This window comes from Winogradskyella sp. (genome assembly GCF_013042245.1).
GTDB lineage: Bacteria > Bacteroidota > Bacteroidia > Flavobacteriales > Flavobacteriaceae > Winogradskyella.
Window position 1 is genome coordinate 1 of the sequence record NZ_JABDQL010000050.1, and the last position, 10768, is coordinate 10768.

The 10768-nt window shown below is 34.3% G+C and carries 7 protein-coding genes; 3 read left to right on the top strand and 4 right to left on the bottom strand.

All coding sequences use genetic code 11. The features are described from left to right. The first annotated feature begins 80 nt into the window (after positions 1–80). Together HKP48_RS04135 and HKP48_RS04140 are read left to right on the top strand one after the other, a co-directional pair. The gene (locus HKP48_RS04135) at positions 81–1349 is read left to right on the top strand and encodes a TonB-dependent receptor (protein WP_296343119.1); all 1269 of its coding nucleotides are present in this window, start codon (positions 81–83) and stop codon (positions 1347–1349) included. Positions 1350–1359: 10 nt separating this feature from the next. Further along, the gene (locus HKP48_RS04140; protein ID WP_296343121.1) at positions 1360–2682 is read left to right on the top strand and encodes a RagB/SusD family nutrient uptake outer membrane protein; all 1323 of its coding nucleotides are present in this window, start codon (positions 1360–1362) and stop codon (positions 2680–2682) included. A gap of 79 nt (positions 2683–2761) precedes the next feature. Here HKP48_RS04140 and HKP48_RS04145 read toward each other — a convergent pair whose 3' ends face one another. The 4 genes from HKP48_RS04145 to HKP48_RS04160 are packed head-to-tail and all read right to left on the bottom strand — an operon-like array spanning position 2762 to position 9460. After that, positions 2762–6295 carry an efflux RND transporter permease subunit gene (locus HKP48_RS04145; protein WP_296343123.1) on the bottom strand — a complete coding sequence of 1178 codons (3534 nt, stop codon included), beginning with the start codon at positions 6293–6295 and terminating at the stop codon, positions 2762–2764. Between the two features lie 18 nt (positions 6296–6313). Next, positions 6314–7483: an efflux RND transporter periplasmic adaptor subunit gene (locus HKP48_RS04150; protein WP_296343125.1), complete on the bottom strand. Its 1170-nt coding sequence runs from the start codon at positions 7481–7483 to the stop codon at positions 6314–6316. 21 nt (positions 7484–7504) lie between these two features. After that, positions 7505–8848, bottom strand: coding sequence for a TolC family protein (locus HKP48_RS04155; RefSeq protein WP_296343127.1), 1344 nt, complete (start codon positions 8846–8848; stop codon positions 7505–7507). A gap of 6 nt (positions 8849–8854) precedes the next feature. Next, positions 8855–9460 carry a TetR/AcrR family transcriptional regulator gene (locus tag HKP48_RS04160; RefSeq protein ID WP_296343129.1) on the bottom strand — a complete coding sequence of 202 codons (606 nt, stop codon included), beginning with the start codon at positions 9458–9460 and terminating at the stop codon, positions 8855–8857. 119 nt (positions 9461–9579) lie between these two features. Here HKP48_RS04160 and HKP48_RS04165 point away from each other — a divergent pair, with 119 nt between their 5' ends. Further along, entirely contained in the window at positions 9580–10554 is a 975-nt protein-coding gene (locus HKP48_RS04165) for a polyprenyl synthetase family protein (RefSeq protein ID WP_296343132.1), read from the top strand. The last annotated feature ends 214 nt before the right edge of the window (positions 10555–10768 follow it).

The window sequence follows — 10768 nt, forward strand, 5'->3', positions numbered from 1 at the left end:
TTTGTTGTTTTCAAAGTACATAAAATATTGATTATCAATATAATATACAAAATTTAATCTTAAAAACCAACTGAATATCAGTGATTTATATCCGAAAAATAAACTTTTTTAGATGCGTTTGCCCTAAGCAGATTAGCCAAACTAAACAAATCGTAAAAGATTTTGGTTATTTTGCGCAAACGGAAGCCAATTATAAGGACATGTTGATTGGTACTCTAGGGATTCGTTTCGATAAATCTACATTAAATGGAGATCCAAATAAGTTTTATGCGTTTCCTCGTGCTGCAGTAGCTGCAAATCTACATAATATGGATTTTTGGAATAGTGATGCTATTTCACAATTTAAATTAAGAGCTGCTTACGGTGAGTCAGGAAACTCGGCAAACTTTGGGGCGACATTTACAAGTTTAAATCAAGTGTCTATTGGTGGGAATGGAGGCTCTACTATAGGAGGTCTTCTGGGAGATTCAAATATTGACCCAGAAACTTCAGCTGAGTTTGAAGTAGGTATAGATGCTAGGTTATTTGATAAAGTCAATGTAGAATTAACATATTATAATAGAACAGTAGATGATTTAATATTGAGTCGTGTATTACCAACTTCTTCAGGTTTTGGTACTGAGACGACTAATCTTGCCGATTTGAGAAATAATGGTGTAGAATTAGGGATAAATATCAATGCTGTTGAAAAGGACAACTTCATTTGGAATACAGGTGTGAACTTTTGGTTAAACCGTTCAGAAGTAACAAGATTAGATGTGCCATCATTTCCACAACCAGGGGCTGGTTTTGGTTTAGGACTCGGAACATTTTTCATCGAGGAAGGTTCTCCTGTGACTCAGCTTGTTGGTAACATTAATGGTGTTCCAACACAAGTGGGTGACGTAGAACCAGATTTTCAAATAGCGTTCAATAACTCTTTCACAATATTTAAAAATTGGGATATTTCATTTTTATTACACTGGAAAGAAGGTGGTGATAATTTAAATTTATCACGTTTATTAACAGATTTAGGTGGCACAACACCAGATCTAGATACTTCAGCAGGTCAGGATAGAGCAGGACAAGGATTTGTCGCTACACGTTTTGTTGAGCCAGCAGGCTACTTAAGATTAAGAGAAATAGGGACCTATTATAGATTGCCAGAAAGTGCATACCGTTGGTTAGGTAAAGATGTAAGCGGTGTAAAACTTGGCTTGTCTGCTCGTAATTTATTTACAATAACAGATTATAGTAGTTATGACCCTGAAGTTTCGGTTAATGGTGGTGCAGGATTGTCTAGTGGAATTGAAGTTACACCTTTCCCGAGTGCTAAACAATTCTATTTTCACTTAAAAGTTGATTTTTAAAAAAAGAGATATGAAAACATATATATATAACAGAAGATATTTGAAATTACTTGCCACTATAGCTCTTGTTGTTAGCGTCACATCATGTAGTTTTGATGAACAAGTAGATCCTAATAGAGCGAGTTTAGAAGGTGTTTTAACCAATGCATCTATAAATCAACTAAACAACTTGGTTGTTGGTGTTGAAGCTACCATGCGTAATGGCTTGGGGATACAAACCACCGGTTCTGGTACTATGGCTAGAGAATTATACCTATTTGATGCTGATCCTAGAAATACAGCTGATTTATTGGGAGCTAATGGAGGAAACTTAGACAATAACTCCTTTTATTCTACAGCACCTTGGGCGGGTAGATATCGCGCTATTAAAAATGCAAACACATTATTAGAAGCCTTAGCTAATACAAGTGCTATAACAGATGCACAACGAGCTGGTTACAGTGGTTTTGCAAAAACCATTATGGCTCATGAGTTAATTGATGTTTTAAAATCGTATAATAGAGCTAGAATTGATGTTGTTGATCCTGCAAACTTGGGGCCTATTTTAGATTTTGATGCAGCTTTAGATGCCGTAATTGCATTGCTTAATGATGGTTTAACCGACTTAAATGCTGCGGGTAGTGAATTTGCCTTTGAATTAGGTGGTTTTGCGGGGTTTGATACACCATCAACTTTTGCGGAATTTAATAGAGCTATATTAGCTACAGCTTATGTTTACAATGGTGACGGATCATCTGCATTAAGTGCACTAAACGCTTCTTTCCTAGATTTAAATGGAGATTTGACTGTTGGCCCAAAGCATGTATTTAGTTTAGGTGCGGGAGATACAACCAATGACTTATTTAAGATTACAGATAATAATGGAGATCAAATCATTGTCCACGATTCTTGGATGGCTGATGCCGAAGCTGGAGATACACGTGTGACTTCTAAAACATCTGTACGGTCTAACCCTACATCTCAAGATGGGTTGAATGGCACTAACCAAACAGCCTTATACGCCAGTAACGTATCACCAATAGACATAATTAGAAACGAGGAACTTATTTTGCTTTACGCAGAAGCTAATATTGGTACTAACAATACTGAAGCTGTAAATGCAATTAATATCGTTAGAAATACTGCTTCTTTACCAAATTGGTCAGGAGATAGTAATGATGATAATGCGGTTACCATGGAGTTATTAAACCAAAGACGTTATTCTTTATGGTGTGAAAATCACAGAATGTTTGATTTAAGACGTTATGGATTGTCTAATACGTTACCGATAGACAGAGCAGGAGATCAAGTATTTAATGTTCTCCCAACGCCATTAACAGAGAACGAAAATTAATAATCAATAATTATTTGAGTAAAAAAGGAGTCTTGCTTTTGCAGACTCCTTTTTTAATTTTAATCAGTATATCTAATGATTACGCTGCCGCTATGTCTTCACGTTCTAAAACATCTTGTGTTGTTCTTGGTTTGGTGTTTAGCTTCATTTTTAATCGCATCGCAAGATAAAATAATATAGGAACTACAATCAAAGTTAGGAAAGTAGCTACGAATAAACCATATATTACGGTCCATGCTAATGGTCCCCAAAAGATAACGTTATCTCCTCCAAAATAGATATTGGCATCAAACTCACTGAATAAAGTAAAGAAGTTGATATTAAGCCCAATTGCTAAAGGAATTAAACCTAAAATAGTAGTAATTGCGGTTAAGATAACAGGTCTTAAACGGGCTTTCCCAGCCTTAATAATTTGCTTTAATAGTTCGTTTTTTGGGAGATACTCGGTAATATCTAAATCGAGTTCATTCTTTTTTCTGTCGATCAGTAATTGTGCGTAGTCTAATAGAACAACACCGTTGTTAACAACAATACCTGCTAGAGAAATAATACCCATCATAGTCATTAAAATAACAAAAGATGCTCCTGTAATTACAATACCACCAAATACACCAATTAGACTCAAGAAAATAGCAATCATAATTATTGCTGGTTTTGATAAAGAGTTAAATTGAAAGATTAAGATTAAGAAAATTAAAAATAATCCAGAAAAGAAAGCACCCATCAAAAAGGCTTGTTCTTTATTTTGCTCTTCAATTTGTCCTGTGTAATCTATTTTAATATCACTTGGCAAATCTTCAAAATTTTTCATTTCATTTTGAATCTGATTTACCACTGCCTGTGCATCAACATATCCTGGTGCTAAGGCAGAATATACTGTAACCACGCGTTTGGTGTCCTTGTGTTTTATAGCACTAAACCCAGAATTATTTTTCTGATTAGCAATAGCCGAAACAGGAATTTCTCTAACTTGACCAGAAGCCATATCTCTAAAAATAATTTTCTGGTTAAATAACGCACTTGTGTTGTAACGCAAGTCTTCGTTAAAGCGCACATAGATATCATAATCATCACCATCTTCTTTGTAGATACCAGCTTTAGCACCAAATATAGAATTGCGTAACTGGTTTCCAACTTGTCCAGTACTTACGCCTAGCTCACCAGCTTTTTCTCTATCCACAAGGACTTGCATACCTGGCTTGTCTTTATTGACATCAATTTTTAACTCGTCAATAGCTGCAATATTTTTTGAATTTATATAGGCACGCATCTGTTCTGCTATACCAATAAGTTCGTCATAATCATCGCCTTCAATTTCGATATTAATTGGTGGACCAATCGGTGGACCATTGGCGTCTTTTTCTACGGAAATTAAAACTCCGGGATAAATACCTGTTAATGCTTCTTGTACTTTTTGACGTAATACCTCACTGTCTTTACCATTACGATATTTATATTCACGCATTGATGCGGTAATCTTGCCTTTATGAGGCATTTCTGCTGCAGAGCCACCATCGGTTTGGGGATTTCCTGCACCTTCACCAACTTGAGCTACGGAACTTTCTACCAAGAAATTTTCACCATCTTTTATATATTCTTTATTGTTTAAAATGTCATAAACCCTAGCTTCTATATTTTTGGTAATATCATTTGTTTTTTCAATATCTGTTCCTTCAGGATACTCGATGTAGACAATAATTTGGTTAGGTTTATTATCTGGAAAAAACTCAATTTTAGTTCTTTGGCGAGCCACGGAAGCTCCAAAACTACCAAATGCAATAAATAAAAGAATGAGACTACCAAATGCTATAAGCTGAGGTCTCCATCCTTTTAATGCCCCAATTAGAGTACTTTCGTAAAAATTTTCAAGTCTAACTAATACTTTTGTTTGAAAGCTATTTGCTGCTTTTCTTAGAATGAGACGGTATACCCAAAGTAAAAAAGCAGTAACTATCATCAAAGAACCTAAGCCTCTATATGCACCTCCAAAAATTAATATTACAGCTCCTATACCAACTAAAATAGCAGATATTTTGATGATTTGTTTCAACGGCATATCTTTATCTTCTGTAGTCATAAACTGTGATACTAAAACAGAATTAAAGAAAATAGCAACTATTAAAGACGAGCCTAAAACTACGGAAAGTGTGATAGGAAAATAGATCATAAACTGTCCCATTAACCCTGGCCATAACCCAAGTGGTATAAATGCTGCCACTGTCGTTGCTGTAGATATAATAATAGGAAATGCAATTTCACTAATTCCTTTTTTGGCAGCTTCGACTCTAGATAAACCTTCTTCATCCATAAGTCTGTAGACATTTTCTACTACAACAATACCGTTATCTACCAACATTCCTAGCCCCATAATAAGACCAAATAATATCATGGTATTCATTGTGTAGCCTAAAGCGTTTAATATCATCAATGACATAAACATGGACATCGGGATTGCGAATCCTACAAAAAGTGCATTCTTAAATCCTAAAAAGAACATTAAAACTGTAACTACTAAAATTATACCGAATATGATATTATTTACCAAATCATCAACTTGGCCAATTGTTTTTGAAGACTGATCGTTAGTGGTTGTTACTCTTAAATTAGGTGGAAAGACGTTTACTTTTGCATTTTCAACAATTTTATCAATTTTTTCAGCTGCAGCGACCATATTTTTGCCAGAACGTTTTTTTACGTCTAGCATCACGACTTCTTCACCTTTACCAGTTTCAGGATTAAACTCTCGTGCATAGGTCGTTTTGTCCTTGGACTTAAATTTTATAGAAGCTATGTCTTTTAGGTAAATAGGACTGTTATTTTCTGCCTTAACCACAAAATTTTCTAAGTCCGATGGATTGTCAATTTCTCCAATAATTCTAATGGTACGTCTTTGGCCACTAGTAATAAAATTACCGGCAGACATAGTCATGTTTTCATTTCCTATGGCACTAGTAATATCTTGAAAATTAACTTTAGAAGCCATCATTTTATAGACATCTACAGCGACTTCTACTTCTTTTTCTTGAGCACCACGAATATCTACTTTTTTGATTTCTTGCAAGTCTTCAATTTCGTCTTCTAAATATTCACCAAATTCTTTAAGTTTTTCAACAGGATAATCTCCAGAAATATTAATGTTAAGAATGGGTATTTCTTCAGACATACTCAATTCAAAAACATTGGGTTCTACTTTTGCACCGTTGAATGTAGGCCAATCTTCGCCAGATGTTTCGCTATCTATCTCGTCTTTTACCTTTTGCTTTGCAGCTTCAACAGAAATATCGTCTTCAAATTCTACAATAACCATAGAGTAATCTTCCTGTGATGTAGATGTAATTTCTACAACATTGCTGACGTTTTTTAATTTGTCTTCAAGTGGGTCGGTGATTAGTTTTTCAATATCTTCTGCCGTATTTCCCGGAAATAATGAGCTCACATATATTTTGGTCTCTCTAATTTCAGGAAAGCTTTCCCTTGGCATACTAAAGTATGCGGATGAGCCCAGAAATAATATTAGCGCAATGGCCACATAGATTGTAGTCTTGTTATTTATGGCCCATGAGGATAAGCCAAACTCTTTATCGACTACTTTTTTTGTTTTCTTTTTAGTCATAACTTTTTCTTTAAAAGTTTATTTGGCATTCACTACCCTAACAGTTTGTCGATCTTTAACGCTACGGGCGCCTTCTTTTATAATTTGGTCTCCTTTATTAAGTCCAGATAAAATTTCAATCTCATCACCTTGCGTTTTTCCTGTAGAAATTATAGCTTGTTTAGCTATAGCTCTATCTCCATCGATTTCAGATAATATATAAATGTATTGTTCTCCATTAGCATTCTCCGATATGATGCTTTGTGGAATCAATATGGCATTATCGTTAGTGTAATCATTTACTTTAAGTCTAGCCGTTAAGTTTGGTTTTATGCTTTTATCTTTATTTGGTACAGCAATTTCAATCTTAAAAGTTCGGTTTGCTGGGTTAATAAAATTTCCAGTCTGTCTAATGGTAGCGTCTATTTTTTTGCCTAGTATAGGAAACTCTACTTCTACAACTTTACCATTTTTTATACTAGTGATGTAAGACTCAGGGACGTCTGTTTCAATGTACATATCCTTGAGGTTTACTATACGCATAAGCTGTGATTGTCCTGCAGCGGTAACACTGCCTTGCTCAGTAATAACATCATCAATAACTCCAGAAAAAGGAGCGCGAACTACTGTTTTTGCTAATTGTTGGTTTATTTGGTTTACGGCTTCTTGTGTTGCTTCATATGTTGATTTTGCATTTAAGTATTGTATCTCACTGCCAATTTTTTGTTCCCAAAGACGTTTTTGTCTTTCAAAAGTTGTTTTTGCCAAATCTGCCTGAATTTGAAGCTGTGCTTTTTGCTGTGACATACCACCATCGTCAATTCTAGCGAGCAATTGTCCCTTAAACACATTGTCTCCTTCTTTAACAAAAACTTGTTTTAGAACACCACTCATTTCAGGAGTTAATACCAAATTCTGTTTTGTTTTTACGCTTCCTTGGAGTTCTAAAAAATGTTTAAATTTCAAAGGTTCTGCTGTAATCGTCGTGATTAAGGGTATGTTTTTATCTGGATTTAATTCAGCAAGACTGTCTGATAGTTGTTTTATTTTACCAGCAAGCTCTTGTTGTTTTGCAACGAGTTCGTCCTTTTTTGCTTGCATAACTTTTACATCTCTAGAAGCTAAGATGTCTTCAACAGTTTGTGCTTTATCGCCTCCACAAGAGATAAAAAGTATTGAGACGATAAGTATAGGGAATATATGTTTCATTTTTTTATTTTCTTGTATTGATTAGTTGTTTGAAATCTTATTGGTAATGGTTTCTAATTCGGCTTTTGCCGTGATAACATCTAGCATGGTTTGTAATAAACTTTGTTGTGCCGTATATAGTTGGGTTTGTGCTTGTCTAAGTTCAAAACTAGAGCCAACACCTTCAAAGAATTTGGTTTGGTTCTTTTTTTCTATTCGTTCTGCAAGTGCTAAATTTTGCTTTTTGTTGGTATAATCTTCTATGGCAAATCTGTAATTGCTTTTTGCAGTTTCTATTTGAAGATTTAATCTTTGTTCGGTTTCTGTAAGATCATCAGTAGATTTTTCAAAATTGATTTTTGCGCGTTGGGTAGCGGCACTTCTTTTACCTGAACTAAAAATAGGAAGGTTAAGGTTAACACCTACGGCAGAAAAACCGAACCATCTATTATCACTATCTAAAAATGCAAAATCATCTGAAAAACTATTATAACCACCATTAATAAACGCGCTTAGTCTAGGTAAAGCTTTACTTTTTTCGAGTTTAAGTAGCAATTCTTTCGATTTTTTATCGTTTGCAGCAATTTTATAGTCAATAGTAGATTCTACTTCATTTTTTTCTTCAAGAGTTTTTAAAGAAATATTTTTTACGGCAAGTGTTTCTAAATCATCCTTAAGCTTTAGAGAGGCATTAAAATCAATCCCCATCGTTATATTAAGCATTTGATAAGCAATACTCCTTAAACGCTTGGCATTATTGAGGTTGCTGTTAAGATTAGATAGTGTAATTTGAAGTTGCTCTACGCTTTCTTCTTCTTCCAGACCATTTTCAAATATTTTTGTGGTTTCATCTAGATTTTTTTGGAGAACTGCAATATTTTTTTCGTAGATAGCCACACTCTCTTCAGAAAGTAAAACATTACCATAGGCATTAATAACAGCTTTTCGTACTTCTAAATTTGTCTTAGCTTTTGCATTTTCAGATATTTCTAAAAACACTTTTGCAGATTGCAAGCCAACGAGGTAAGATCCGTCAAATAATAACTGGTTTAATGTGGCTGTTGCTGTCGCGCTTTGTTGTGTTCCAAAAATAACTTCAGCAAATTCGCCAGGGTTTCCTCCAAAAAATTCGGCAGGAACAACAGACACCTGTTGCTTTAAAAAATTTTGGTAATTGACAGATGCATCTATCTGAGGTAGACCAATTGCTGTAGTTTCCCATTTTTGCTTTTTAGCCGATGCGATATCTCGCGCAGCATTTTTAGCTGTTCTATTATTTTCTAACGCGTAGTCTATAGCTTCTTGTAGGCTAAAACTATTAGGTCTATCTTGGGCAAAACCAAAGCTATATATTATTAGAAAACAAAACATTATAACTTGTTTCATTATAGTTTATGATTGATTTTTTGTTATAAATTGATTTAAGATTTTAAAGCCTTTTTCTGTAACTATGGCTCTTAAGTGGTATTCTAAAAAGTTTTCAATAAGGTATTGCATATCAAATTTATCTCTAGGAAAAATGGCTTCATCTTTTATTCCTGTCATGCCATTAAAATAAAGTCTAGCAATAAACTCTACATCTATATTTGGTCTAAAGACTTCTGTCTTTATACCTTTTGTTAGACTCTCTGACACAGATTCGTGCATTTTTTCAAATTGCTTTGATTTTAAAGCATCGTGTATAGATGGATAATACTTTTTTAATTGAAATATTGGAGAAGCTTGTTCATTTTTAAGATGCTCCATCACAAACATTTTAATATCATATAACTCTTCAATAGGATTTTTTGCTTGCAAACAAATACAATCTATACCATCACAAATATTTTCGAATAATGTGAAGGTTACTGCCTCAACCAATTTGGTTTTATTGCTAAAGTGTACATAGATGGTCTTTTTTGAAATTCCCATTTGGCTGGCAATATCATCCATTGTAACACTCTTAAAACCAAGGGTTAAAAAAAGCTCAGAAGCTTTATGTATAATTTTGTCTCTCATAATTTCATTGCAAAAATACACAAGGAAACTTTAAACACAAAAATAGTTTCCAAAGTTTTAGTGATTTTTTAACATTGGTAATATTTACTTTAAAGTCGTTGAAGATGTATTTTTGTATTATGAATCACCTGCAAGACTATCAAGAAGCGTTTATTACGTATTTAGAAAATTATGTTCAAGAGCGCAAACCTAAAAATCTTTATGACCCCGTAAATTATATGTTAAAACTTGGCGGTAAGCGCCTTCGCCCGGTTTTAACTTTGATGGCATGCGATTGTTTTGAAACAGATTATACCAAAGCCTTAGATGCAGCACTTAGTGTTGAGGTGTTTCATAACTTTTCTTTGGTTCATGATGATATTATGGACGATGCACCATTACGTCGAGGAAAAAAAACAGTACATGAAAAGTGGGATATAAATACAGGAATTCTTTCAGGAGATGTTATGCTTATAATGGCGTATCAATTATTTGAAAATTATAAACCCGACACTTTCCAGGCTTTAGCAAAACTATTTAGTAAAATAGCGACTGAAGTTTGCGAAGGCCAGCAATATGATGTAGATTTTGAGAGTAGAGATGATGTAACTATCCCTGAATACCTAAAAATGATTGAATATAAGACTGCAGTTTTAGTTGGCGGTGCTATGAAAATGGGAGCTATAGTAGCCGAGGCCAATACAGATGACCAAGATGCTATTTATGATTTTGGACGTTTCTTAGGAATTGCTTTTCAGCTACAAGATGATTATTTAGATGCTTTTGGAAATCCAGAAACTTTCGGCAAACAGGTTGGCGGTGACATCATTGAAAACAAGAAAACGTATCTATACTTAAAAGCTATGGAGTTTGCTTCTGAAGCGGATAAGGCAAAACTTTCAGAATGGTTTTCATTGCAACCAGAGGATACGTCCACTAAAGTAGAGCATGTAAAACAAATCTTTATCCAAAGTGGTGCAAAGGCAGCTACAAAAGAAGCTGTTGAGCAGTATACAGAAAAAGCCTTTTCATTATTAAAGATGCTTAATATAGCAGGCGAAAAAAAGAAAGCTTTAAAACAATTTGGGCTTGGTTTGATGACTAGAAACGTATAATGCAATTACCACAAACTTTTGAAGCTTTGGTAGCGCAAGCAAATGATATGCAGCTCTATCAAAAACTGATTATACAACTCAATAAAGATTGGCTATATTCTAATATATGACTGAATTAGTACTTGTTCTCCATAATTCCCAAGCGGATTGCCCTGTAATGGCATATAATGCAAACTCCTTTAGGCGTTGATTATTATTCTTAATCCGCTCAAGT